Source organism: Flavobacterium sp. N2820 (genome assembly GCF_025947285.1).
In the GTDB taxonomy this organism is placed as follows: Bacteria; Bacteroidota; Bacteroidia; order Flavobacteriales; family Flavobacteriaceae; genus Flavobacterium.
This window is the reverse complement of sequence record NZ_CP110008.1, coordinates 1735148-1760240: the sequence shown is the minus strand read 5'-3', so window position 1 is coordinate 1760240 and position 25093 is coordinate 1735148. Positions and strand designations below refer to the sequence as shown.

The 25093-nt window shown below is 32.2% G+C and carries 23 protein-coding genes; 22 read left to right on the top strand and 1 reads right to left on the bottom strand.

Going from position 1 to position 25093, the window contains the following annotated elements:
* Positions 1-181 precede the first annotated feature (181 nt).
* The 5 genes from OLM52_RS08555 to OLM52_RS08535 all read left to right on the top strand — a co-directional run bounded on the left by OLM52_RS08555 (position 182) and on the right by OLM52_RS08535 (position 7545).
* Complete coding sequence (locus OLM52_RS08555; protein ID WP_264548121.1) at positions 182-706, top strand: sugar transferase; 525 nt, start codon at positions 182-184, stop codon at positions 704-706.
* A gap of 335 nt (positions 707-1041) precedes the next feature.
* Entirely contained in the window at positions 1042-5304 is a 4263-nt protein-coding gene (locus tag OLM52_RS08550; RefSeq protein WP_264548120.1) for a T9SS type A sorting domain-containing protein, read from the top strand.
* A gap of 14 nt (positions 5305-5318) precedes the next feature.
* The gene (locus OLM52_RS08545; protein ID WP_264548119.1) at positions 5319-5534 is read left to right on the top strand and encodes a hypothetical protein; all 216 of its coding nucleotides are present in this window, start codon (positions 5319-5321) and stop codon (positions 5532-5534) included.
* 157 nt (positions 5535-5691) lie between these two features.
* Entirely contained in the window at positions 5692-6831 is a 1140-nt protein-coding gene (locus OLM52_RS08540) for a DegT/DnrJ/EryC1/StrS family aminotransferase (RefSeq protein ID WP_264548118.1), read from the top strand.
* Positions 6832-6903: 72 nt separating this feature from the next.
* Positions 6904-7545 carry a hypothetical protein gene (locus OLM52_RS08535; protein WP_264548117.1) on the top strand — a complete coding sequence of 214 codons (642 nt, stop codon included), beginning with the start codon at positions 6904-6906 and terminating at the stop codon, positions 7543-7545.
* A gap of 54 nt (positions 7546-7599) precedes the next feature.
* On the opposite strand, the gene OLM52_RS08530 is transcribed toward OLM52_RS08535, so the two are convergent.
* Positions 7600-8334: a tyrosine-protein phosphatase gene (locus OLM52_RS08530; protein WP_264548116.1), complete on the bottom strand. Its 735-nt coding sequence runs from the start codon at positions 8332-8334 to the stop codon at positions 7600-7602.
* 272 nt (positions 8335-8606) lie between these two features.
* Here OLM52_RS08530 and OLM52_RS08525 point away from each other — a divergent pair, with 272 nt between their 5' ends.
* The 17 genes from OLM52_RS08525 to OLM52_RS08445 all read left to right on the top strand — a co-directional run bounded on the left by OLM52_RS08525 (position 8607) and on the right by OLM52_RS08445 (position 25028).
* Entirely contained in the window at positions 8607-9539 is a 933-nt protein-coding gene (locus OLM52_RS08525; RefSeq protein WP_264548115.1) for an ABC transporter permease, read from the top strand.
* Between the two features lie 120 nt (positions 9540-9659).
* Positions 9660-10919 carry a polysaccharide ABC transporter ATP-binding protein gene (locus tag OLM52_RS08520; RefSeq protein ID WP_264548114.1) on the top strand — a complete coding sequence of 420 codons (1260 nt, stop codon included), beginning with the start codon at positions 9660-9662 and terminating at the stop codon, positions 10917-10919.
* Between the two features lie 12 nt (positions 10920-10931).
* Entirely contained in the window at positions 10932-11717 is a 786-nt protein-coding gene (locus OLM52_RS08515; protein ID WP_264548113.1) for an FkbM family methyltransferase, read from the top strand.
* On the top strand, positions 11714-12787 hold the full coding sequence (locus OLM52_RS08510) for a DegT/DnrJ/EryC1/StrS family aminotransferase (RefSeq protein WP_264548112.1): 1074 nt from the start codon (positions 11714-11716) through the stop codon (positions 12785-12787). The genes OLM52_RS08515 and OLM52_RS08510 overlap by 4 nt, the downstream gene beginning before the upstream one ends.
* The gene (locus tag OLM52_RS08505; protein ID WP_264548111.1) at positions 12787-13491 is read left to right on the top strand and encodes a WbqC family protein; all 705 of its coding nucleotides are present in this window, start codon (positions 12787-12789) and stop codon (positions 13489-13491) included. The genes OLM52_RS08510 and OLM52_RS08505 overlap by 1 nt, the downstream gene beginning before the upstream one ends.
* Positions 13488-14438, top strand: a complete 951-nt coding sequence (locus OLM52_RS08500) for a hypothetical protein (protein WP_264548110.1) — start codon at positions 13488-13490, stop codon at positions 14436-14438. Before OLM52_RS08505 ends, OLM52_RS08500 begins: the two co-directional genes overlap by 4 nt.
* Positions 14431-15792, top strand: coding sequence for a GNAT family N-acetyltransferase (locus OLM52_RS08495; RefSeq protein ID WP_264548109.1), 1362 nt, complete (start codon positions 14431-14433; stop codon positions 15790-15792). The genes OLM52_RS08500 and OLM52_RS08495 overlap by 8 nt, the downstream gene beginning before the upstream one ends.
* A gap of 4 nt (positions 15793-15796) precedes the next feature.
* On the top strand, positions 15797-16813 hold the full coding sequence (locus OLM52_RS08490; protein ID WP_264548108.1) for an acyltransferase family protein: 1017 nt from the start codon (positions 15797-15799) through the stop codon (positions 16811-16813).
* Between the two features lie 12 nt (positions 16814-16825).
* On the top strand, positions 16826-17722 hold the full coding sequence (locus tag OLM52_RS08485) for a glycosyltransferase family 2 protein (RefSeq protein WP_264548107.1): 897 nt from the start codon (positions 16826-16828) through the stop codon (positions 17720-17722).
* Positions 17722-18702: a glycosyltransferase family 2 protein gene (locus OLM52_RS08480; protein WP_264548106.1), complete on the top strand. Its 981-nt coding sequence runs from the start codon at positions 17722-17724 to the stop codon at positions 18700-18702. The genes OLM52_RS08485 and OLM52_RS08480 overlap by 1 nt, the downstream gene beginning before the upstream one ends.
* A gap of 7 nt (positions 18703-18709) precedes the next feature.
* Positions 18710-19888 (top strand): glycosyltransferase family 4 protein, encoded by a 1179-nt coding sequence (locus OLM52_RS08475; protein WP_264548105.1) that lies wholly within the window; start codon positions 18710-18712, stop codon positions 19886-19888.
* Positions 19889-19900: 12 nt separating this feature from the next.
* On the top strand, positions 19901-20758 hold the full coding sequence (locus OLM52_RS08470) for a glycosyltransferase family 2 protein (RefSeq protein WP_264548104.1): 858 nt from the start codon (positions 19901-19903) through the stop codon (positions 20756-20758).
* The gene (locus tag OLM52_RS08465; RefSeq protein WP_264548103.1) at positions 20755-21648 is read left to right on the top strand and encodes a glycosyltransferase family 2 protein; all 894 of its coding nucleotides are present in this window, start codon (positions 20755-20757) and stop codon (positions 21646-21648) included. The genes OLM52_RS08470 and OLM52_RS08465 overlap by 4 nt, the downstream gene beginning before the upstream one ends.
* A gap of 2 nt (positions 21649-21650) precedes the next feature.
* Positions 21651-22664: a glycosyltransferase gene (locus OLM52_RS08460; protein ID WP_264548102.1), complete on the top strand. Its 1014-nt coding sequence runs from the start codon at positions 21651-21653 to the stop codon at positions 22662-22664.
* 1 nt (position 22665) lies between these two features.
* The gene (locus OLM52_RS08455; protein WP_264548101.1) at positions 22666-23298 is read left to right on the top strand and encodes a CatB-related O-acetyltransferase; all 633 of its coding nucleotides are present in this window, start codon (positions 22666-22668) and stop codon (positions 23296-23298) included.
* Entirely contained in the window at positions 23291-23965 is a 675-nt protein-coding gene (locus tag OLM52_RS08450) for a cytidylyltransferase domain-containing protein (protein WP_264548100.1), read from the top strand. The genes OLM52_RS08455 and OLM52_RS08450 overlap by 8 nt, the downstream gene beginning before the upstream one ends.
* 22 nt (positions 23966-23987) lie before the next feature.
* Complete coding sequence (locus OLM52_RS08445) at positions 23988-25028, top strand: N-acetylneuraminate synthase family protein (protein ID WP_264548099.1); 1041 nt, start codon at positions 23988-23990, stop codon at positions 25026-25028.
* Positions 25029-25093: the final 65 nt, after the last annotated feature.

The following is a 25093-nucleotide window of genomic DNA, read 5'->3' as shown; positions in this document are numbered from 1 at the left end:
GAACTATAGTAACGTTTTATTTTCAGTTGTTCTCAATACATTTTTCACAAAATAGCTACGGCCATTTTATAAAAAATACTCGAAGCGACGGTGTTGGAATTATGTTGTACTATGCCACTTAATATTCCATCGACTCATTGATGCATTAACTCAGCGACGGTTGAAGCACTAGAAACCACTATTGAAATGCAATCAATTAATTGCTATATTTGTTATTCAATTAGAACAGATGTTATTTACCCAAACGCGCATTGGTAAAAATGGGATTCCCTTTACGATTTATAAGCTTCGGAGTATTCCAAAGGGAGCTTCAACACCTAACGCATGGGGAAAATTCCTTCGCAACTCCAAGTTAGACGAAATCCCACAACTTTATAACATTCTCAAAGGCGAAATGGCGCTAGTAGGTCCCAGACCAGATGTCCCAGGATATGCAGACCAACTGGAAGGAGATGACCGCATTGTGCTGACGCTCAAACCAGGAATTACCGGTTTAGCTTCTTTAAAATACCGCAACGAAGAACAACTTTTAGCGCAACAACCCAATCCAAAACAATACAACGATGAGGTCATCTGGCCCGATAAGGTGCGTATCAATAAATGGTATGCGGCACATCGAACGCTGGCTATGGACTTTCTAATTCTGTGGTATACATTTGTGCCCGTACCGTTTGATGTAGAAGCTTATATGAAAAGCAAAAAGTAAAAAAACACTATTTTAACTATATTCTTTTTAGTGTTAGTTATAATAAAGTAATTTAATTTGAATAGGAGTTAAGTGTATTTCTAATTTTTGGAATGCTTGGATAGATACTATTCTTTAAGCATTCTACTTATTAACCATTTCATTTCCATTTGTTAACAAATAAAAAAAACATCCTATTAAAAAATTATATATTTTTGAGCTCTATTTTGTTTCACATTTTGCAGTGCATTTGTGAAATAAAACACATTGATTTACATTATGTCCCCAAACATAAAACCTACACCCCTATTTCTAAAACATGCGAAGTACGCAGGATCAAATTTAATTAGTATATAATGAAACAAATTTTACAAAAAATGAAGCAGTATGCCTTGGTGGTATTGCTAGTATTAATGAGTAATTATGGATGGGGGCAGATTTCTGAAAGTTTTGAAAGTGGATTACCTTCATCTTATAATGCATCACTGAGTAATGTAACCTTAAATTCTGGTACTTGGCAGGTTAAGGATGTTATTGCAGGAACAACAGGAGTTCAAACGGGTACAAAATCTGCTCAAATTAGAAGTGCAACAGCAGCACAAATTATTACTCCTACTATTTCTGGTGGCGTAGGAACAGTTTCTTTTTATGTTACAGCATCATCTACAAGTGGTGCTTACCAAGTTAATTTCTCAACAGATAATGGCATAAATTGGACTCCAGCAACAGGTTCACCATTTACTATTGGGACAACTAAGACATTAAGAACTATTACTATAAACAATTCAAATGTAAATAAAATCCAAATTTATAGAACAGTTGCAACTATTTATATTGATGATTTTGTAACAACTACTTTTGGTCCAACAAATATTGCACCAACCGCTTCATCAGTTACATTTTCTGGAACAACTATTGTTGGTCAAACTTTAACAGGAACCTACACCTACACAGATGCTGACAGCGATTTAGAAGGTACTTCTACTTTTCAATGGTACCGTGCAGATAATGCTTCTGGATTGAATAGTGCAGCCATTTCGGGAGCTACTGCTACTACCTATATGCTTCAAGCTGCTGATAATGGAAAATACATACGGTTTGGAGTGGTTCCTGTAGCTGCTTCTGGTACATCACCAGGTGTCGAGGCGTTTAGCAGTTGGCAAGGACCGGTTACAGATCCTACAGCGGTAACAGCAACTTTGACCCCTTCGGTTGCTTTAACCGAACAAAATTTGAATGTAGAAATTCTTACCCTAACACTAGAAAATACTATTTTTACAGATGCAACTTTAGATGCGGCCAATTTTACTTTAAATAATGCACCTGCCGGGGTTGTTATAGATGCTGTTGCATATGATACGCCTACAACGGCGTTGATTACTTTGTTGTATGATGATACCGATTTTGATGCTTCCATTGCAAATTTTTCAGTAACCATTGCGGCTAGTGAATTGAGTGCTGCTCAAAATCTTTCTTCTTCAACGGTGGCCATTACAGCAGTAGCGGAAACTTTGTCTGTTTCGACAATTACCTCTTTTGGTTCGCCTTGTTTAAATTCAGAAACCACACAAACTTTTACAGTTTCGGGTTCTAATCTTAAAGTTGGAAATGTTTCTTTAGCGGCTTTATCAGGCTTTACGTATTCGTTAGACAATACTAATTTTACACCAACGTTGACTATTGCTTCTGCAGGAGGCACGCTAGCAGCTACTACAATTCATGTTAAATTTGTACCAACTGCTGTTCAAACCTATGATGGAAATATAGTAGTTTCAGGTGTTGGAGCCGCTTCACTGAACCGTTCGGTTGTGGCAAATGGTGTCAATACTGTACCAACACTTACTACCCCAGCAAGTACTTCAATTACGGTATCTAGTGCTGTTTTAGGTGGAAATTTAACAGGGGTAGGTTGTACTTCGGTAACCACTAGAGGAATTGAATACAGCACAACTCCAGGCTTTTCAAACGGAAGTGGAACTGTTGTTTCTGAATCTGGTACTTTTTCTACGGGCACTTTTACGGTAAATGTGACGGGATTAACATCAGGAACTACCTATTATTACAAAGCGTTTGCTACATCGGCTAGTGGAACGAGTTATACTACTGAGGCTAGTTTTAGCACGCTTGCAATTGCAGCACCTTTAGCTTTGAATGCTACAGGAGTAGGCGCTACAAGTTTTACAGCGACTTGGGATGCAGTACTTGGGGCAACGAGTTATGAAATTGATGTGTATGAAGGTGGAGTTATAGCTAATCAAGATATTGCAGTTTGGACATTTCCAATAAGTGGAACTACCGTTACTCCAGATATTGCTTCTTCAAATAATACAACTAAAAATTTAACTACTAATGGAGGGACAATAACTTCTTTAGCAGGAGCAAGTACTCAATCAGCAAGTGCTAATTCTTGGTTGTCTGGTAGTGATTTAAAATTTTGGCAAATTGAATTAAATGCTACAGGTTTTTCAAATATAAAATTAAGTTCTAAACAACAATCATCAGGTACAGGGCCAAGAGATTTTAAAGTTCAATACAACATTGGATCAGGTTGGGTTGATGTTTCAGGTGGTGCTATAACTGTTGCAAATAATTTCACAACTGGGGTTGTTACAGATTTATCATTGCCTTCAGTTTGTAATAATCAGTCTAATTTATTGATTCGTTGGATAATGACTTCAAATACATCGGTAGGTAATGGAACTGTTTCAGGAGGTTCATCTCGTATTGACGACATTTATGTTGTTGGAGATTTATCTTCACTGGTTTTTGTTTCAGGATATAACGCATTAAACGTAGGCAACGTAACTTCTTATCCGATTACAGGTTTAGATCAAAATACGGCTTATTACTATGTGGTGCGTGCCTTAGATGCTACTTCGGAGTCTGTAAATTCTAATGAAATTACAACAACTACCGCATTAGTTTCTACTACTTGGAACGGTACCACTTGGTCAAACGGTGCGCCAACCAGCACTGTGGATGCCATTATTGATGGTGATTTTAGTTCAACAGGTACTCTTATCGCTAAAGATGTAACCATTAATGCGACTAGAACGTTAACCATTAATGCTGCAGATCAATTGAGCGTAATGGGTAATTTAGTCAATAATGGAGCGATTCTATTTAAAAGTGATGCCACTAGCACTGGTCGTTTTGATTCGTATACAGGAAGTGCGATTACAGGTTCAGGAACTGTGACTATGGAGCGTTATATTGATGGCAAACGAGCGTATCGATTGTTAGCACCTGGAGTAACTACTACTGGAACCATTGCAAACAACTGGCAACAACAAGTATTCATCACCGGATCTACAACAGGTGCCAATGGTTTTGATGCAACAACAACGGGTAATCCATCGATGTATACTTACGAAAATTCGGGTTGGGCTCCGATTAGCAATACCAATGTACTTACTTTGGATGCTACAAAAGGGTATCGAATGTTAATTCGTGGCGACAGAACACCTTCTTTACTAACCAATCCTTCTGAGGCAAACATGAATACGCCGGTTACATTAACAGCAACAGGATCACTAGTTACTGGAGATGTAACTTTTACAACCTTACCTAGCCAAGACTATACTTTAGTAGGTAACCCATATGTAAGTCCAATTGATTGGGCTACAGTAACTAAAAATGACATAGCGCCAACCTATTATGTTTGGGATCCAAATCTAGGAACAGTAGGTCAAAGAGGACGTTATGTTTCTTGTGATGAAGCAGGATTAACCAGTATCGTTTCGGGTAGTGGTGGTCCTAGTTCAGCAGTAAATGCTTTTATTCAGCCAGGGCAAGCCTTTTTTATTGAAAAAGCAATTTCAGGAGCGCCAGGAAGTATTACTGTGAAAGAAACGGATAAAGCAGCCACTTTTACAGATGTTTTTAGAACGAATTCAGCTCCAACTATCACTACTATTGAGGGTAAGTTAGGGATGAATTTGTATGAAAGTTTGGCTTATAGCTTAGGCGATTATCCAATTGACGGAGCGGTTGCCGTGAGCGGAACGGCTTTCAACACTGCTTCGGCAAATGATGATGCAAAAAAATTAATGAGTCATGGCGAACAAGTAGCTTTTGTTCGAGAAAATAAACAATTAGGCGTTGAAAAAGTGAGCCCACCACAACTTAATGACGTCTTAACGCTAGCGACGCTTAATTTAGTTCCTAATAAAAATTATGTTTGGAGTGTTGTACTTCAAGATAATTTTTCAAGTGAGAACAGTTATTTATATGATGCATTTACACAAACTTATCATTCGTTAACGGCATCAGGTACTACAGTTGTTTCTTTTGCAACTACAGCCGATGTTACTTCAACACAGGCGAATCGTTTTAAAATTGTATTCCAAACTTCGGTATTGAGTGCGCCAGATTTTACGAATGAAATCGTAGTGTATCCAAATCCGGCTAAAGCGCAAAATGCAGTATGTTATGTAAAAGGAATTTCTAATGCAACTGTTGCGTTACACAATGTATTAGGACAAAATATTCCAATTCAAACCACTACAGACGGAACTACACTTACCCTACGACCAACAGTTGCTTTGAACAAAGGGATTTATGTTGTACATATCGCTCAAGATAGCACTATCAAGCAAGTTAAATGGATTGTAGATTAATAAAAGAAGTACTCATGAAAAAATTAAATAGAACAACAATCAAATATCAACTAGTAGTAATCGTATTATTCTTAGCACAATTCGTACAAGCCCAACCAGGTTTTGATGATGGCGATGATGTAGTAGATGTGCCAGCAGCACCTATTGATGAATGGATTTTTCCAATGGTATTCCTAGGAATCGCAATGATGGTGTATTACACGAAGAAAAAACAATGTACTGAATCTTGAGAACGAAAGCACCCGAAAGGGTGCTTTTTTAGTAATCCGTTCTTTTTTGTAGCATGATTGTACCAAATAATTATATGTAAAATCAAATTTATCAAGGGATGCTGTGGAGTAACTTGTGTGAAAAATCCAATTTTATTACCTTTGAAAAAAAATTGCAATGCCTCAATCTAAAATATGGTTGTCTTCCCCACACATGGGTGGAACCGAACAAAAATACATTCAAGAAGCCTTTGATACCAACTGGGTAGCCCCTTTGGGTCCTAATGTAAATGGATTTGAACAAGATCTAGAAAACTATTTAGGAGGTCAAGTCTACGTAGGTGCTTTAAGTTCGGGTACGGCAGCTATTCATTTGGGGTTACTATTGCTAGGCGTTCAAGCAGGAGATGAAGTGCTTTGTCAAAGCATGACCTTTTCAGCATCTGCGAACCCAATTTTATATTTGGGTGCTACGCCAATTTTTATAGACAGTGAGGTTCAAACTTGGAACCTTTGTCCAGTAGCTTTAGAAGTAGCTATTCTGGATCGGATTAAAAAAGGCAAAAAACCAAAAGCTATTATTGCCGTTCATTTGTATGGTGTTCCTTATCAAATTGATGCGATAAGAACCATTGCGGATACCTATCAAATTCCAATTTTAGAGGATAGTGCTGAAGCTTTAGGAAGTACTTATAAAGGAATAAAATGCGGAACGTTTGGGGATATTAGTGTATTGTCTTTTAACGGGAATAAAATCATTACGACTTCTGGTGGAGGTGCCATTGTTACGCATTCGGCTGCATTAAAAGAAAAAGCAGTTTTTTATGCCACACAATCTAGAGACAATGCGCCCCATTATCAACACAGTCATATTGGATATAATTACCGCATGAGTAATATTTGTGCAGGTATTGGAAGAGGTCAGATGGAAGTACTAGATACTCATGTGGCTTCGAGAAGACTGATGCATGATTTTTATGTTTCTCTTTTTGCTTCAGTTGAAGGGATTGAAGTGTTTCGTGTGCCTAATTCAGATTATTTTGCAAATTATTGGTTGACCGCGATTACCGTAGACCCCATCAAAACGAAAGGATTAGATCGTGAAGCCTTACGCTTGGCATTGGAAAGTGCCAATATAGAGTCCCGTCCTTTGTGGAAACCGATGCATTTACAACCCATTTTTGAGTCGTATCCCTATTATGGCCACCAAGTTGCCGAATCCTTATTTGAACAAGGTTTATGTTTACCTTCAGGCTCAAATTTAACGCAAGCCGATAGAATAAGAATTAAGGACGCAATTTTAGCTATAATCAAGTAAAATATACGACAAAATATCCCGTATAAAGCGCTGAATTTTTTTATATTCGCGCTTTGTAAATTAAAAACAATTATGAAGTTATTCAAAACATCGCTTGTAGCCACTTTTTTATTCTTTTCGACGACACTTTTTGCTCAATTTGATTTAAATAATGTATCCGTAGAAGTAGGTTATGGTTACAACGGTGCCATAGGGCCTTACAATAAAGTTTTCAATTCGAACTTTTCAGGAATGAACCATTTTGATGTGGGGATTCGTTATATGTTTACCGAAAAATTAGGGGCTAAAGTATTTTATAAGTTAGATCATTTTGTTAACGATCCTGGGGGTGAACTTGGCGTAACGTATATGACCGTTGGTGCATCAGGTGTTTATAATGTAGGAAAAGAGCTTGGTCTTGGGTATTTAACAAGAGATAAATTAGGTTTAAATGCACATATTGATGGAGGAGTTGCTTTTGCACACTTGATCGGTCAAAATAAGTATGAAAAAGTCGGTATAATTGGTTTTGGTATAGCACCGATATATAAAATATCAAATAAGTTTGCTGTGCAGGCAGATTTCACGTATAACTATTCGTTAAAGCAACACTATGGCTTTGATGGGATCTTATTGAATGAAAATTATGACCCAGAACCGGGTAGTTTTTATAATTTTTCAGTAGGCTTGATTTATTACATTGGTGAAAACAAGTACCATTCTGATTGGTATTAATTGTTTTATGTTGTAAATCCTCTCGACTACGCTCGATTTGACAACGTGGTGGTTTTATATAAAAAAAGCGTTTTTTGCGATTGTCTTTTCTAAATTTCCATAGTTTTTAAGTACTACCTTATTTTGAAAAGCAGCTATGTGATTTTTATGGTGTATGTCGGAGCCTACAAAATCGTACAGATTTTCTTTAAGGAGGTAGTCTGCCGTTTCAGCTACATTTCTACCATAATAGCCCACAGCAGCGAGTAGATTCATTTGAAACAAGCAGCCTGCTTTTTTTAGTTTTTCATATTCTTTTTTATTGGCATGAAAAAAGGTGTAGCGTTCTGGGTGTGCTAAAACCAATTGGTATCCTTTCAACTGCAATTCAAACAGAAAATCATACAATTGAATAGGTGCATTCAAATACGACATTTCCACCAAAATGAAATTATCTTTCAAGGGTAATAATTGTTCTTGTTGGGCCAAATGCATTAAATTTTCATCTAAAAAATATTCCGAAGCACCTTGCAACGCAACCTGATTTGCTATATCGGGCAATTGGTTTTGTACTAAATGCAGTGCTTCCGTAATGGTTGTGCTGGTATTGTTCCATACATTTTGCATCGTATGGGGTGTCGTAATCACTTTTGAAAAACCATAGCCTATCATCGATTCTAACAAGAACTTGGTATCACTTATTTGTTGTGCACCATCATCAATTCCAGGTAATACATGTGAATGAATGTCCACATAATTGTTGGGAATAAGTTCAGAAAGTTTAGGTTTTGATTTAAAAAAGGATAACATGATTTGGAATTTGATGCAAAGATAGTTTTTTTTATACAGTTCAATATCTGAATAGAAAGTTATGTGATGGTGTTTTTATACCATTCATTTTATAACAATTATCAGTGCTATATTAGTGCTGTATAGTATATTATAGCAAACTTTAAAATAGCTGCATTTCACCTTGATACTTATTTTGCAAGCTTAATTTCACCTTTTTTGGATAGAACTTACGTTATTTCTTGAATTTATTTGTCTGCTGTTTAAAATAGTGTATTTTTGATATGGTAAAAATGAAACTCCCTGCATACATGAATAAAACTGAATTTTCAGACGAAGAAAATGCATTTACAAGCACCTTTTTTTCTTCCCAAAAACAAGCAGATGTTGGGCAATGGGATGCTGTTATTGAGTCAAAGCACTCGCTTTTGGATTTAAATTTAAAAGAACTTTGGCATTATCGTGACTTGTTGGTCTTGTTTGTAAGAAGAGACTTTGTAACCGTTTATAAGCAAACAATCTTAGGACCTCTTTGGTTTTTTATCCAACCCATTTTAACGACTATAACTTTTACTGTCATTTTTGGAAATGTAGCTCAATTGTCGACTGATGGAGCTCCAAAGTTGGTTTTTTATATGGCTGGGATTACACTATGGAATTATTTTTCAACTTGTTTGACCACCGTTTCCGGTGTATTTAATGCCAATGCATCTATTTTTGGGAAAGTATATTTTCCAAGATTAATTATGCCATTAACAATTGTGATTTCTAACTTAATCAAGTTTGGAGTGCAGTTTTTATTGTTCCTTTGTTTTGTTGGGTATTATTATTTTCAAGGCGAAATTGAACCCAATACAACTTACATTGCTGCAACGCCAATTGTAATTGTTTTAATGGCCTTAATTTCCATGGGAATAGGATTAATTTTGTCTTCCATGACTACAAAATATAAAGATTTAAATCAACTCATTAGTTTTGGAGTGCAACTATTTATGTATGCCACACCAGTAATTTATCCTAGTTCATCCGTTCCATCAGCTTATCAATGGGTGGTTGAACTAAATCCTTTAGTAGGGTTGTTTGATTATATGCGTTATGCTTATTTAGGGGTAGGCTCATTTTCTTTCTCCGATTTTGTTTATCCTTCAGTTTTTGCTGTAGTAATTTTATTTGTCGGAATTTTGGTGTTCAATAAAGTCCAGAAAACGTTTATGGATACGGTTTAGTGGTAAATATTTAGAGGAAAAATATAGTAAATAATAAAATAAATGATTGAGTGTGTTAAATGAATAATAGCAGTTGTATAGTCTATTTTCCATTTACAATTCATCAATCACTAAAATACAATGAGTAAAGTAGTAATAAAAGCAGAAAATATCTCCAAACAATATCGTCTCGGACTTGTAGGAACAGGTACGGTGAAAGATGATATGAAACGTTGGTGGCATAATTTGCGAGGTAAAGAAGATCCTTTTTTAAAAATTGGAGAAGCTAACGACAGAAGTAGCAAAGGTGAAAGCGATTATGTATGGAGTTTGCGTGACATTAATTTCGAAATCAATCAAGGTGATTCGGTGGGGATTATTGGTCGTAATGGTGCAGGAAAATCTACTTTATTAAAGATATTAAGTCAGGTAACCCAACCTACTACAGGTAGAATATATACTAAAGGAAGAATTGCTTCTTTGTTAGAGGTAGGAACAGGTTTTCATCCTGAAATGACGGGGAGAGAAAATATCTATTTGAACGGTGCTATTTTAGGCATGCGCAAGCACGAAATCACCCGTAAATTTGATGAAATTGTTGCCTTTTCTGGAGTAGAACGGTATATTGATACGCCTGTTAAGCGCTATTCTTCTGGAATGTATGTGCGTTTGGCGTTTGCCGTTGCGGCCCATTTGGAATCCGAGATTTTGATTGTAGATGAGGTATTAGCAGTTGGCGATGCTGAGTTTCAAAAGAAATGTTTGGGTAAAATGAGTGATGTCAGTAAGGGTGAAGGGAGAACGGTGTTATTTGTGAGCCATAATATGGCGGCGGTGAAGAGTTTGTGTAGTTCTGGGATTGTGTTGAAAAATGGAGAAATGTTTTTTCAGGGTGCTGTTGATATTGCTGTAGCTAATTATTTAGCGGGAGAGTCGGATAGTTTGAATCACAAGAAATTTGGTAGTGATTTTGATTTAGAACAGCTAAAATTAAATGAAATTAGCATTCATCCCAAAGGATTAACCTCTGATGAAATTTTAAATGAATTTCACGAATTAGAATTTTGCACCGATATAAACATTAAATATCAAGCAGAGCGTTTGCATTTGACTTATGTTTTGAAAGATAATAATGGAGAGGCTTTATTCACATTTTCAACTGCTGGAGTGGCATCACTTCATAACGGGTTGAATACATTAGTGTGTAGTTTTCCAAAAGGATTTTTAAATATTGGAAATTATTATTTAGATTTATATTTAATTGAAGATGCCAAAAAAGCTATTTTTCATGAACCCGATATAATGGCATTTACAATTCAAGAAGGACCAAGACCATTAGGAGGTTGGATGGGCAAAGAGCCTGGGTTTATCAAGCCTGTTTTTGAATGGGTTAACTTATAAAATGTTACAATTTTGAAAAAGATTATAAAAAAAATAGCAATCAAATTAATTCATCCTATTGCAACAAGATTAGGATACAATAGAGGACAAAAAGCTGTTCAAATTACTAATGCATTTGAAAAGAATTCGCTTTTAGCAGTTTTTTTTGAAAATATAAAGCAAATGGGATTTATACCCAAGCATATTGTTGATGTTGGTGCGAATCATGGTACTTGGACGCGTGAAACGTTGCGCTATTTTCCAGACGCAAATTACACGTTAATAGAACCACAAGAATGGTTAAAACCGTCTTTACAAGATATTTTAGACTCCAATTCAAAAGTTACATTTAATGCAGTTGGAGCAGGAGACAAATCAGGATCATTTATGTTTACTATTGTAAATAGAGATGATAGCTGTTCGTTCAGATATACAGAAGAAGAAGCAAAAGCTGGAGGGTTCAAACAAGTGGAAATCCCTATCGTTACATTAAACGAAATAGTGGCAAAAAATGCAACTTTACCTTTTCCTGATTTAGTTAAGATCGATGCAGAAGGTCTAGATATTAACGTGTTAGAGGGTGCTTCTGATTTGATGGGAAAAACAGAAATTTTTTTAGTAGAAGCCGCTCTTTTTTGTAAAGAGTTTGATAACAATTTGTTGAAAATGGTTGATTATATGGATAAAAAAGGATATTCTTTATTTGAAATCACTGATTTAAACCGTCCGTTTCAACCACAAGTTTTATGGCTTGTTGAATTAGCTTTTGTTAGAAAAGGCGGAATTATAGATAATTACAAAATTAATTTCGAAATATGATCAACGTAACTCAAACTTTTTTTCCACCTTTAGAAGAGTACCAACGTTACTTGCAACGTATTTGGACAAACCAATGGTTGACCAATCGTGGGGAGTTGGTATTGGAATTAGAAGAGAAGTTAAAAACATATTTATCGGTTGATCATATTTTAGTCACTAATAACGGGACGATTCCCCTTCAAATTGCCTTGAAATTATTAGGAAATGGAGGCGAAATTATTACGACGCCTTTTAGTTATGTTGCTACTTCAGCTGCCATTGTATGGGAACATTGTACGCCTGTTTTTGTAGATATTCATCCAGAGTACTTAACTATTGATGAAACTAAAATTGAAGCCGCAATAACTGATAAAACGACTTGTATTTTAGCTACACACGTTTTTGGCAATCCATGTCATATCGAAGCTATTGGAGCTATTGCTGAAAAACACCATTTAAAAGTAATTTATGATGCAGCCCATGCTTTTGGTGTCACTTATAAAGGAAAATCCATTTTTGAATATGGTGATGTGAGCACGTGTAGTTTTCATGCTACTAAGTTGTTTCACACGGGTGAAGGTGGTGCTTTATTTACAAAAGATGCAGAATTAGAGCATCAATTGTTTTATAGTCACAATTTCGGACACAATGGCCCTTTGGCATTTCATGGATTGGGTGTTAATGGAAAAATATCCGAATTACAAGCCGCCATGGGGTTAGCCGTTTTGCCCTATATGGAAACCATTATAGCCGAACGCAAAAGAGTAGTTGATTTTTACAATCAACATTTAAATTTAGATAAAATTCAAACCTTAAAAATAAGAGTAAATACCCAATGGAACTACAGCTATTATCCTGTAGTTTTTAAAGACGAAGTGACTTTATTACAAGTGCAAAAGACGTTAAATGCAGAACAGATTTTTCCAAGACGTTATTTTTATCCGTCTTTAAATACTGTAGACTATTTGAGTGGCCAAAAAATGTCTGTTTCTGAAAGTATCGCTGCAAGAGTGCTTTGTTTGCCTTTGTATGCGGAGTTAAAAAATATGGATTTAGAAAAAATTATTTGTATAATCAATACATTAAAATAATGAAGTTAGCCATTATGCAACCTTATTTTTTTCCATATATTGGTTATTTTCAATTAATCAACGCTGTTGATAAATTTATAGTTTATGATGATGTGAACTTTATTAAAGGGGGATGGATAAACAGAAATAATGTATTGGTAAGTAAAAAACCTTTTTTATTTACTGTTCCACTAGAAAATTCAAGCTCATTTATACAAATTGATCAAACCCGTTTACATTCAAAATTCTATGAGAATTGGAAAATTAAATTTCTAAAATCTCTTGAGCAATCCTATAAAAAAGCACCTTTTTATAATGAAGTTTTTTTTTTAATTGAGAAAATTTTAAATAAAGACAATGATTTTATTAGTACATTGGCAGTTGAAAGTATTAAGGAGGTATGTAATTACTTAGATGTTAAAACCCAAATAATTGAAACATCAAAACAATACAATAATAAATATTTAAATGGTCAAGACAGGATTATATCGATTTGTCAATTAGAGCAAGCAAAATATTACATCAATCCAATAGGAGGAATTGATTTATATTCAAAGGAAGATTTTAAGAAAAATGATATAATTCTTAACTTTATAAAAGCAAAACCGATTGAGTATAAACAATTTGATAATCGATTTGTTTCATGGTTATCTATAATTGATATTTTGATGTTTAATTCTAAAATTGAGGTAGTGAGAATGTTAAATGAATATGATTTGGTATGACAGCTATAGGTGGATATTTTGAATTAGAATTAAATTCATCTGGAGAATTTTATTCAGATGCTATAAAGTTGAATTCAGGGCGAAATGCATTCGAATATATTTTAAAGGTTAGAAATTATAACAAAGTGTATTTGCCTTTTTTTACGTGTGATGCAATTTTAGAGCCTATAGTTAAATTAGATATAGTATTTGAATTCTATAATATTGACACAAATTTTGAGCCTATTTTTGATTATTCTAAAATACAAGAAGATGAGTGTTTTTTATACACTAATTACTTTGGTTTAAAAGATGTTTTTATTAAACAAATGATACAAAAAACAAGACAACTTGTTATCGACAATGCCCAAGCCTTTTTTTCAAAGCCAATTAAAAATATAGATACATTTTATTCTCCAAGAAAATTTTTTGGAATAAGCGATGGGAGTTATTTATATTGTAATAAAGTATTAAATCAGGAATTTGAAACAGATTTGTCCTTTAATCGAATGTCTCATTTGTTAATTAGAAAAGATAAATCAGCAGAAGCTGGTTATAGTTTTTTTGTGGAAAATGATAAATTGTTATCCCAACAGCCAATAAAGTTTATGTCAAAGTTGACCATTTCAATATTAAAAAGTATTGATTATAAGTCTGTTTCAAAAGTCCGTAGAGAGAATTTTAATACACTGCATGAAACTTTAGGAAATGTTAATAAATTAAGTTTGCATTTTTTAACTACTGAAGTTCCGATGGTTTATCCGTTTTGGAGTGAAGATGTTAATTTAAGAAATAGACTTTTAGAAAATAAAATATATACCGCTTCGTATTGGCCAAATGTAAAGCAATGTTGTAAAGATGGAGATTTAGAATATCAATTTGTCAATGAAATCGTTTACTTACCTGTTGATCAAAGATATTCTAATTATGAAATGGAATTAATTATAAAAACGATACTTAATGTATAAAGTTTTAATTAGACCGTTAGAAATAGCTGATGCTGAAATTTCTTGGGAATGGAGAAATAATCCCAAAGTATGGGAATTAACAGAATCTAAACCATCTATTGAAATTACTTATGAAATCGAAAAAAAATGGATTGAGAAAGTTATTAATGATGAAAATTCTAAAAGATTTGCTATTTTAGTTGATGACATTTATGTAGGAAATATTCAATTGACCAATATTCAAATAGGAAAATCTGCAGAATATCATATTTTTATAGGTAATACTAATTATTGGGGTAAAGGGATTGCAAGATTGGCTTCACTACAATTGATTAGATATGCAAGAGTTTTATTAAAAATAAAAAAAATAGTTTTATTTGTAAACTCAAACCATAAAAGCGCAATTAGGCTTTATGAAAGCTGTAATTTTAGTGTAGTTTCGAATGATGATAAAATAAAAATGGAATTAGACCTTGAGAAATCACTAAAGCCTAAGGTCAGTATTTTCGTAATGATATTTAATCATGAAAATTTTATTTCTAGTTCTATTGATGGTTTTTTAAATCAGAAATGCAATTTTGATTATGATATTGTAATTGGTGAGGATTGTTCAAATGACAATTCAAGGAAAATTTTATTAGATTATCAAAATAGATTCCCAGGAAAATTTAAATTATTACTTCATAGCACAAATATAGGGGCTTGTAAGAATCAGATTGAAGTTCTAAATAATTGTTCAGGTGAGTATGTAGCCCTTTGTGAAGGTGACGACTATTGGACTGACCCTTTTAAGTTACAAAAACAAGTAGATTTTTTAGAAGCTCATCCAGATTATGTTTTATGTTTTCATAAAGTAAAAATTTTGAAACCCAATGGTGAATTAGTTGAAGATTTCATCACAAAAGTTCCTGAAAACTATGAAAATCAAGAAACTTTGGCGCGTTTAGGAAATTATATACACACGCCTTCAGTAGTTTTTAGAAATGTAATTAAAGAATTTCCACCAGAATTTTCATTATCTCCAATTGGTGACTTTTTTTTGTATATGTTGTTAGCTGAGCAAGGTAAACTAAAATATATAGATGAAGAAATGGCGGTATATCGATATGGAGTAGGTGTTCATTCTACACATACTCAAATAAAAATGGCAAAAGCTAACTTTAAACTATTCACTTTACTATTGTCTTATTTTAATAACCCTAAAATAAATCATATTCTTTTAGATCGACAACTGAATGCATTTGATAATTTTGAATACCTGGTAAGAAGCGAATATCAAGAAGCATTTATTTCGCACCATATCTTTTTTAAAGCATTACAATCGTTAAAGCATCCGAGTAAATTTTGGAGGAAAATTAAAAATAAATTCAACTAAATTGATGAAAAATAATTTTGATTTTCTTCGTTTAATTTTTGCTTTGTTTGTTGTAGTTGCACATAGTTATCCTTTGTCGGGAAATTCAGTTTCTGGACAATGGATTTATCAAGTTACCAATGGACAGATTGAGCTTTCTAATATTGGTTTAAATGGTTTTTTTATCATCAGTGGTTATTTAATTTTTAAAAGTTTAGAAAGAAGCAAAACAATTATTAATTATTTATGGAAACGTTTTTTACGATTATTTCCAGCTTTATTTGTAGTATTGTTGTTAACTATTTTTTTAGCGCCACTGGTTTATGAAAATGCAATACCTTATATTCAAAACAAGGATGTTTTTTCTTATTTACCAAGGAATATTTTATTATACGATTTGCAACACCACATTAAAGGTGTTTTTGAATATAATCCTTATCCTTCAGCAATTAATGGGTCGCTTTGGACCATTTGTTATGAGTTTTCAATGTATTTGTTATTGGGGATTTTATTTTTCATAAAGAATAAAAAAGTGCGATTAATACTTTTGTTAGTTACTTTTATTTTTATGTTATTTAGTTATAATTTTTTAATGGAAAAATATGGCGAAATTTATCGATTTGGGATGCAGATTTTGTCTTTTTTTAATTTAGGGACTTTCTTTGTGGCTGGCGCATTATTAGGAGTTGCTAAGATTGAAACTATAAAATATAAAGTAGAATTGTTGTTCTTAGTGTTTTTAGTAATATTAATTGCTTTGCACTTCCATTTTTATGATGCTATAAAACACATTTTATTAACATTATTTGTCGTTTTATTTGGATTAGTTGCCCTTTATCCTATTAGTAAAATTAATGTTATTGGAGATTTATCCTATGGAATTTATATTTATGGCTTTCCAATTCAACAAACCTTAATGTATTATTTTAAGCTAAATACAAATACCTTAATTTTGTTTTCTGTTTTGATAGCTATGCTATTTGGTTATCTTTCATGGCATCTAATAGAGAAGCGAATGTTGGTTTTTAAAAATAAATTTTAATTGTATAAATAAATGCTAGCTATCATCATTCCCTTTTATAAACTTACGTTCTTTCAGGCTACGTTACAATCGCTAGCCCATCAAACAGATAAGCGTTTTAAAGTGTATGTAGGTGACGATGCAAGCCCAGATGATTGTACTGCATTGTTGCAAAGCTTTGAGGGTCAATTTGATTTTGTTTACCACCGATTTGAAAGTAATTTAGGAAGTATTAGTTTAACACAGCAATGGGAGCGATGCATTGCACTTTCAAACGATGAAGAATGGTTGATGATTCTTGGAGATGATGATGTGTTAGGGGAAAATGTAGTGGAAGCGTTTTACAATAGTAAAAAAAATAATGTAAATGTTTTTAGGTTCTCAACCGTTGTAATTGATGAAAATAATAAGGTTATTTCAGATAAATTCACTCAACCTATTTTTGAAAAAGCAACCGATTCTTTCTTTAGAAAAATAAATAATGAAACTAGAAGTTCTCTTTCTGAATATGTTTTTAAAAGAGTATCATATCAGCAACATAAATTTAGTAATTTTCCTTTAGCATGGTATTCTGATGATTTAGCATGGATTAAATTTTCAGATTCAAGTTTAATCGCTTCAATAAATGATTCGGTCATTTATTTTCGGTTTTCAAACGATAACATTTCAGGAAAAACTAATAATCTATTATTAAAGGAAGAGGCAAAATTTTTATTTTTTCAAAAAATTGTAAAAGAAGAATTAGCTCGTTTTAATAAAAATCAAATATGTATATTATTAACTACATATGAAATATTACTCAGAAATCGAAACTTGTTGAGTTTTAAAAACAGTATTTTAATAGCATTAGAATATATTAAAATTAGAAGAATTAATCATTTATTAAAATTTATGAAAAGACAATTCATAAAAAAGATTAAAAGTAAATAATGATAAGCATTATAATCCCGGTTTTTAATAGAGCAACAACTTTAGAAGAAACTTTGAATTCTATTTTAAGTCAATCCTATATTAAATGGGAGTGTATTCTCGTAGATGATGGTTCTACTGACACTTCATTACTTTTAATAGATTCTTATTGTGAAAATGATAAACGTTTTAGGGTTTTTAAAAGACCTGAAAACAGGATTAAAGGTCCATCTACATGTAGAAACATTGGAATAGAAAATGCAAATGGTGACTATGTAATTTTTTTAGATTCAGATGATCTATTAGCTACTTTTTGTTTAGAACAACGCATAAGTGCTTTTCAAGAATATAAGGATGCCGATTTTTTAGTTTTTGACATGCTGATATTTTCTGACAAAGCACCATTAGTTTTACAACATGAGTTAATAACAAGAAAGGAAGAGGATTGGTTATCTAATTTTATTCAGTTAAGAGGTTCTTGGCAAACAACTGCACCTATATATAAAATAAATTTTGTAAAAAAAATTGATGGTTTTTCTGATCAGATAATGATCTTTGAAGATTTTGAAATAGCTATTAAAGCTTTACTTAATTCTTCAAACTATTTTGTTTTTAAAAATATCGATTATTATTATAGAAACGATGACGATTATTTTAAAAAACATATCGATTTAGCTTACGAAAAGAAAGTGGTGAATGCTTTTGTTTCCTTTTTATCAATAGTGCATGATAATATTGTGGCATCATCTAATAGTAATTTGCGAAAAAAACTCAAAAACAATATTAACCTTGCTTATGTTGCCATTTTTAATAGATACATAATTAAAAACGTTGAAGTCTTTAAAAATTCCAATGGAAAAATGATTACGTTTCTTTATAAGAATAACTATATTTCGATTTTTAAATTGGTAAAGTATTTATTTGTTCAACACTTTTTGTTTAAATTTTATAAAATTAAAGGGTTTGGATTGTATCGCTTTATGAGTTACTTAATAAAATAATAAAATTTTGAGAACAACTAAATTACTATTTTTCAAATTTGCAGCGGTTTTAAAATTGCTATATTTTATTTTGTTTGAAATGAAAAAAATAAAAAAAGCAAAAACGGTTTTCTTTTTTCCTTTTTATCATACTGGCGGGGCAGAGAAAGTACATTTGAATATTGTTAAAGCAACAAATAACAATAATAATTGTGTTTTTTTTACTCAGGAATCAAACTCAAATAATTACAAAAAACAATTCTTTTTAAATTCAAAATGCTTTGAGGTCTATGATTTACTACACAGAAATTATTTAATTCGAAATCTTTTTATTAAAAAACTAGCGAATGAACTTAATAAAAGCAAAGAATTGATTTCTGTATTTGGATCAAATGCTTTTTTCTTTTATGAACTATTACCTTTGTTAAATGACTCTGTAAAAAAAATAGATTTGATTCATGCTTTTTCTAAACCTGACTATGGTATTGAAATTGCATCTTTACCTTATGTGAAATATTTAGATCGAAGAGTTGTCATAAATGAAAAAACTTTATTAGATTTCAAAGGGCTTTATCATCAAAAAAAATTAGATAGTTTTTTTAGCAAGATATTAAAAATTGAAAATGGCATTGATATAAAAGATATAGTTTTAAATAAATCAAATAAATCAAAATTTAGAGTCCTTTTTGTTGGAAGATGGTCTAAAGAAAAGCGACCAAATTTATTTTTACAAATTGCAAAGCGTATAGCTTCAACACATTCTGATATTGAATTTATTATGGTTGGAAGTCAAATGGAACTTCATAAAAAAAATATCTTGAATGCAGGTGTTCTTTTTAAAGGTGAAATAAAAAATGAGAATGAGTTAAATAATATTTATAAAACCGCTAATTTACTTTTAATCACTTCTTACAGAGAAGGTTTTCCTGTAGTGGTTATGGAAGCTATGGCTAATGGTGTAGTTCCAATTGTTACTAACGTTGGTGGTTTAAAGGAACATATAACTAACGAAGTAAATGGGATTTTAATTGAAGATAAAAAAAATGAGATAGCTTTAATAGAAAAATTCTCAGATATAATTAGCAAACTGTATAATGATACTATGGAATTAGAAAAATTATCTGAGAATGCCTTTACTTATGCTCATTCACATTTTGATATCGAGACTTTTAAAACTAAATATAAAAACCTACTTTTAAAGAATTAATTAGATTAAAGTATGAAGGTAAATCCGAAAGTTAGTGTAGTTATACCTTGTTATAATGATAAAGAGTATATACAAGAAACAATTGATGCCGTTCTTGGTCAAACCTTTCAAGATTTTGAGGTTATTATTGTGGATGATGGATCTAATGCGGAAACAAAAAAGGTTTTAGCTGAAATAAAAAATGAAAAGGCAACAATAATTAACCAAGAAAATAAAGGATTAAGTGCGGCAAGAAATACAGGTTTTTCGGTTTCAAAAGCTAACTATATCTTAACTATTGATTCCGATGATACCTTAGATCCTTCCTTTTTAGAAAAAGCCATTACTGTTTTAGAAAAAGATAATACTGTTGCTGCAGTCTCAAGTCATTGTACTATTTTTGTTGGTAATCATAAAATTATTGGCTATCACAAACCAAAAGGTGGTGGTGTTTCAAATTTTTTATTTGATAATAACAGTGTTTCTTTTGCTTTAATTCGAAAGGGTGTTTGGCAATCAGTAGGTGGCTATGATGAAAACATGAAAAATGGTTTTGAAGATTGGGAGTTTTGGATAGCTGTAACAAAGAAAGGTTTTAAGGTGCATACTATAGCTGAATTTCTTTTTCATTACAGACAAAAAAATCTATCTATGTCTAAAGAGTCTAAGATGAATTTTAGAGAAAGTAATTTGAATTATATCTATAAAAAGCATAGCGATTTGTATGGTAATCATTTTGCGCAAGTTGTTGATTTTTTAACAGAACTTGCTCAACGAAATAAACGAAATGAAATTAAATATAAAAATTCTTTAGAGTTTAAGATTGGAAATAGTATTTTATCACCAGTTAGATGGTTAAAAAAGATTGTTTTAAAAAGCACAATGAAATGACAAATCCATTAGTTTCCGTAATTATTCCAACATATGATCGTACTCATTTTTTAAAATTAACTATTGATAGTATTTTAAATCAAACTTTTCAAGATTTTGAAATTATAGTAGTTGATGATGGAACACCAAATGAGAATAACTTAGTCATATGTAGTAAATATGATAATGTAAAATATATAAAAATTAAAAATAGTGGGGGTCCAGCAAAACCAAGGAATGTAGGTATTAAAGAATCCCAAGGTAAATATTTAGCCTTCGTTGACGATGATGATGTTTGGTTGCCTACAAAATTAGAGAAACAAGTCAAAATTTTAGAACAAAATCCAGATTTTGGATTAGTTCATAGTTGTTGTGAAGTAATTAATGAGGATGGAATTTCGCAAAATATTATAGTAGGTAGGCCCGGTAATCCTGATGTTAAGCATGGTGATGTGAAAATGCGTATGATGGGTAATTGGACAGTGATGATGCCTACACCTCTAATAAGAAAAAGTGTAATTGATGTTTTTGGCGGATTTAATGAGAATATACCTGGCACTTTTGCTGATGTTGAGTATTGGACAAGAGCATCTTTTTATACTAAGTTTTATTATCTTGATTTACCTTTAGTTCATTATAGAATTCATGCTAATAATATGTCTAGTGATAAATTAACAGATATTCAGTTACCAAACTGTTTAAAAGTTGTATTGAAAATGTTTTTAAATGAATATATAATTGATAAAGTAGAATATAAATATTTGTTAAATAATTTGATTAGGAGTCAAATAAAAATGTTTCATTTGAGTTTTTTTAAAAACATTCATTTTCTATTTAAATTAGATAGAATGTGGTTTTTAAGGTTTTCAAATGTTAAATTAATGATTTTTATTCTTTTTTTTAAAAAATAATTATGCGAATAGGTTTCAATCCTAATAAAGATAAAGTTCTTCCAAAATCTGATTACACGCATCAGGTGATTGTTCCTGTTTATATTCCGCATCAAAACGATTATTTTAAAGATAGCTTTCAGATTTTGCAGTTGTGTTTGGAGTCGCTTTTTAAGACATGTCATAACAAAACTTACATTACAATTGTAAACAATGGAAGTTGTATTGAAGTAGTAAACTATTTAAATAAATTACAACAAGAAGGAAAATTGCAAGAAGTTGTTCATACTATAGCAATTGGAAAATTAAACGCTATTTTAAAAGGATTGTCTGGACACCAATTTCCATTTATTACCATAACTGATGCCGATGTTTTGTTTTTAAACCAATGGCAAAAAGCTACCCATGAAGTGTTTGAGGCTTTTCCAAAAACCGGTGTAGTTAGCACAACGCCTTCTTCAAAAGTTTTAAAACAGTACACAAGTAATGTGTTGGTTTCAAATCTCTTATCGAAGAATTTAAAATTCACGAATGTTGTTAATACTCATGCCATGATAATGTTTGCTGAGAGTATTGGTAATAAAGATTTTTACAATGCGATTCATTTGAAAAAATATTTAACGATTACTAATAAAAATGTGAGTGCTGTAATTGGTGCAGGACATTTTGTTGCAACTTATAGAGGATCTGTTTTCGACAAGTTAAAAGACAGGTATAGTTCCTTTGCATTAGGTGGAACAAGTGAAGCTTTATTTTTAGATAAGCCAGTCAACGATTTAGGGTATTGGCGTTTATCTACTAATGATAATTATACATATCACATGGGTAATGTAAAGGAAAATTGGATGCAAACTATTTTTGAGAGTATAAATGATAATAATACATTTGAAAAAACTAAATTTAGCTCTGATTTAAAGCCTTCATATGTAGGAGTGTATTTCAAAAATATCTTATTTAAGTTTTTACTTTTTAAACCCTTTTGGAAATTATTTTTGCAATATAAAGGATTGACTAATGAAGAATCTAAAATGTATTAACATGCGAAAATTCATAAAAAAAATACTCTACTATTTCTTAAATACTATAGAAAAAACAGATCAGGTTACACTTTCAGGTTTTTCAAAAGGATTGGGCAATGTAACTTTTGAAGGCAAAAATGCAGTGCCAGAGGGATGTAATTTTTCGGGAAAAATAAAAATAGGGTATGCTACCACTTTGGGGTATAGAAATTTTTTGGGTGGCACTATTTCCATAGGGAAGTATTGTCAGTTAGGTGTTGATGTTGCGTTGCATGCTACAAATCATCCTATATCCTATATGACTACTTACATCAATCAGAATTTATTTCAAGGCGAATTAAAGCAGTTAAAAGAAGAAAATAATATTATAGTTGGCCATGATGTTTGGATAGGTCATGGTGTTATAGTTGTAGGAAATGTTACCATTGGCAACGGAGCAATTATTGCAGCAGGCAGTATAGTTACTAAAGATGTTGCACCTTATTCAATTGTGGCTGGTGTACCTGCTAAAGAAATTAGAAAACGTTTTTCAGAAACCATTATTCAAGAAATTGAGACTATTAAATGGTGGGATAAATCAACACAGGAATTGGAAAAAATAAAGCCATTGTTTTTCAAAGATTTCACAAATAGACACAGTATTTATGAGTAAAACAATAGCCATCATTCCTGCCCGGGGCGGATCTAAACGTTTGCAGGGTAAAAATATAAAATTATTAGGCGGTATTCCTTTACTGGCGCATAGCATTTTGTATGCACAACAACACAAATTTATAGACGCCGTTTATGTTTCTACAGATGATGACGCCATAAAAAAAGTAGCTTTAGAATATGGTGCTCTGGTAATCGATAGACCTCAAATGCTTTCTGGAGATTATGAACCTACTGTTTCCGCTCTAAAGCATGTTATAGAAACAATTACTTATGAAGTAGAAAATGTTGTACTACTGCAAGCTACTAATCCACTGCGTCCAGATAATTTATTACATGATGCCTTTCTTCTTTTTCAAGAAAAACAAGTGGACAGTTTGTTTACGGTTTCGCGTAGTCATCACAAATTAGGAAAAATTATAAATCATACATTTATTCCATATAATTATAAAGTTGGACAACGTAGTCAGGACTTAGAACCCTTATATTACGAAAATGGCCTGTTGTATATTACTAAAGCATCGGTTGTACTAAATAATGAAATCATTACAAAAGAGGCCTTTCCTTTAGTAGTTAATCATCTTTTTGCCACTATAGATATTGATACCCAAGAAGATTTTGATTACGCAGAATATTTATACAATAAATTTATAACTCATAACTCATAACTCATAACTCATAACTCATTTTATGAATCCCTATATAGAAATTGCAGGAAGAAAAATTGGTCAAGATTTTCCACCATTAGTCATTGCAGAAATCGGAATCAATCACGAAGGTTCTTTGCAAGTAGCCAAAGAAATGGTTGATGCAGCAAACAGAGCAGGCGTTGAGGTCGTCAAACACCAAACACATATTGTTGCTGACGAAATGAGTGGTGCAGCTAAAAAAGTAATTCCAGGCAATGCAAATGTGTCTATTTATGAAATTATGGAGCGTTGTGCTTTAAATGAAGAGGAAGAATTAGAATTAAAAAACTATGTAGAAAGTAAAGGTATGATTTTTATATCTACTCCATTTTCTCGTGCAGCTGCTGAACGCTTGAAAAAGTTTGATATACCCGCTTATAAAATTGGTTCGGGAGAATGTAATAATTATCCTTTATTAGAACATATTGCCTCTTTTGGAAAACCAGTTATTTTAAGCACAGGAATGAATACGATTGATAGTATCCAAAAAGCAGTGGCTATTTTTGATAAACATAAAGTTCCTGTGGCTTTATTACATACTACTAATTTATATCCAACACCAATTCATTTAGTTCGATTTGGCGCCATGATGGAAATGCATCAAGCTTTCCCAGATAAAGTTTTTGGATTATCAGACCATACCTTAAATAATAATGCGTGTTTAGGTGCAGTTGCATTAGGCGCATCCATTTTAGAGCGACACTTTACAGATCACATGAATCGTACAGGTCCAGATATTGTATGTAGTATGGATGAACAAGCCACAAAAGAATTAATCATCAATAGTACCGAAATGGCGCAAATGCGTGGTGGAACCAAAAAACCAGCTGATGAAGAGCAAGTAACGATTGATTTTGCTTTTGCAACGGTTTGTTCTATTGCCTCTATCCAAAAAGGAGAAGTGTTAACTAAAGATAATATATGGGTAAAACGTCCTGGAACGGGTAAAATTTTAGCAGAACATTTTGATTCGTTATTAGGAAAAAAAGCAACAAGAACAATTGCAAATGATGAGCAGTTAGATTTTGGGGATTTTGAGTAATAAACAAATATGATTATAAGACCTGATTGGTTTCAAAAAGCGGTTAGGTCTTTATGTAATCATTA

Excerpts from the sequence above, each read along its gene's own strand:
- OLM52_RS08480 (WP_264548106.1), top strand. The coding sequence starts at position 17,722 with ATGATAAGCATTATAATCCCGGTTTTTAATAGAGCAACAACTTTAGAA.
- OLM52_RS08520 (WP_264548114.1), top strand. The coding sequence starts at position 9,660 with ATGAGTAAAGTAGTAATAAAAGCAGAAAATATCTCCAAACAATATCGT.
- OLM52_RS08490 (WP_264548108.1), top strand. The coding sequence starts at position 15,797 with ATGAAAAATAATTTTGATTTTCTTCGTTTAATTTTTGCTTTGTTTGTT.
- OLM52_RS08545 (WP_264548119.1), top strand. The coding sequence starts at position 5,319 with ATGAAAAAATTAAATAGAACAACAATCAAATATCAACTAGTAGTAATC.
- OLM52_RS08470 (WP_264548104.1), top strand. The coding sequence starts at position 19,901 with ATGAAGGTAAATCCGAAAGTTAGTGTAGTTATACCTTGTTATAATGAT.
- OLM52_RS08525 (WP_264548115.1), top strand. The coding sequence starts at position 8,607 with ATGAAACTCCCTGCATACATGAATAAAACTGAATTTTCAGACGAAGAA.
- OLM52_RS08450 (WP_264548100.1), top strand. The coding sequence starts at position 23,291 with ATGAGTAAAACAATAGCCATCATTCCTGCCCGGGGCGGATCTAAACGT.
- OLM52_RS08455 (WP_264548101.1), top strand. The coding sequence starts at position 22,666 with ATGCGAAAATTCATAAAAAAAATACTCTACTATTTCTTAAATACTATA.
- OLM52_RS08505 (WP_264548111.1), top strand. The coding sequence starts at position 12,787 with ATGAAGTTAGCCATTATGCAACCTTATTTTTTTCCATATATTGGTTAT.
- OLM52_RS08465 (WP_264548103.1), top strand. The coding sequence starts at position 20,755 with ATGACAAATCCATTAGTTTCCGTAATTATTCCAACATATGATCGTACT.
- OLM52_RS08485 (WP_264548107.1), top strand. The coding sequence starts at position 16,826 with ATGCTAGCTATCATCATTCCCTTTTATAAACTTACGTTCTTTCAGGCT.
- OLM52_RS08540 (WP_264548118.1), top strand. The coding sequence starts at position 5,692 with ATGCCTCAATCTAAAATATGGTTGTCTTCCCCACACATGGGTGGAACC.
- OLM52_RS08460 (WP_264548102.1), top strand. The coding sequence starts at position 21,651 with ATGCGAATAGGTTTCAATCCTAATAAAGATAAAGTTCTTCCAAAATCT.
- OLM52_RS08510 (WP_264548112.1), top strand. The coding sequence starts at position 11,714 with ATGATCAACGTAACTCAAACTTTTTTTCCACCTTTAGAAGAGTACCAA.
- OLM52_RS08445 (WP_264548099.1), top strand. The coding sequence starts at position 23,988 with ATGAATCCCTATATAGAAATTGCAGGAAGAAAAATTGGTCAAGATTTT.
- OLM52_RS08495 (WP_264548109.1), top strand. The coding sequence starts at position 14,431 with ATGTATAAAGTTTTAATTAGACCGTTAGAAATAGCTGATGCTGAAATT.
- OLM52_RS08530 (WP_264548116.1), bottom strand. The coding sequence starts at position 8,334 with ATGTTATCCTTTTTTAAATCAAAACCTAAACTTTCTGAACTTATTCCC.
- OLM52_RS08550 (WP_264548120.1), top strand. The coding sequence starts at position 1,042 with ATGAAACAAATTTTACAAAAAATGAAGCAGTATGCCTTGGTGGTATTG.
- OLM52_RS08500 (WP_264548110.1), top strand. The coding sequence starts at position 13,488 with ATGACAGCTATAGGTGGATATTTTGAATTAGAATTAAATTCATCTGGA.
- OLM52_RS08535 (WP_264548117.1), top strand. The coding sequence starts at position 6,904 with ATGAAGTTATTCAAAACATCGCTTGTAGCCACTTTTTTATTCTTTTCG.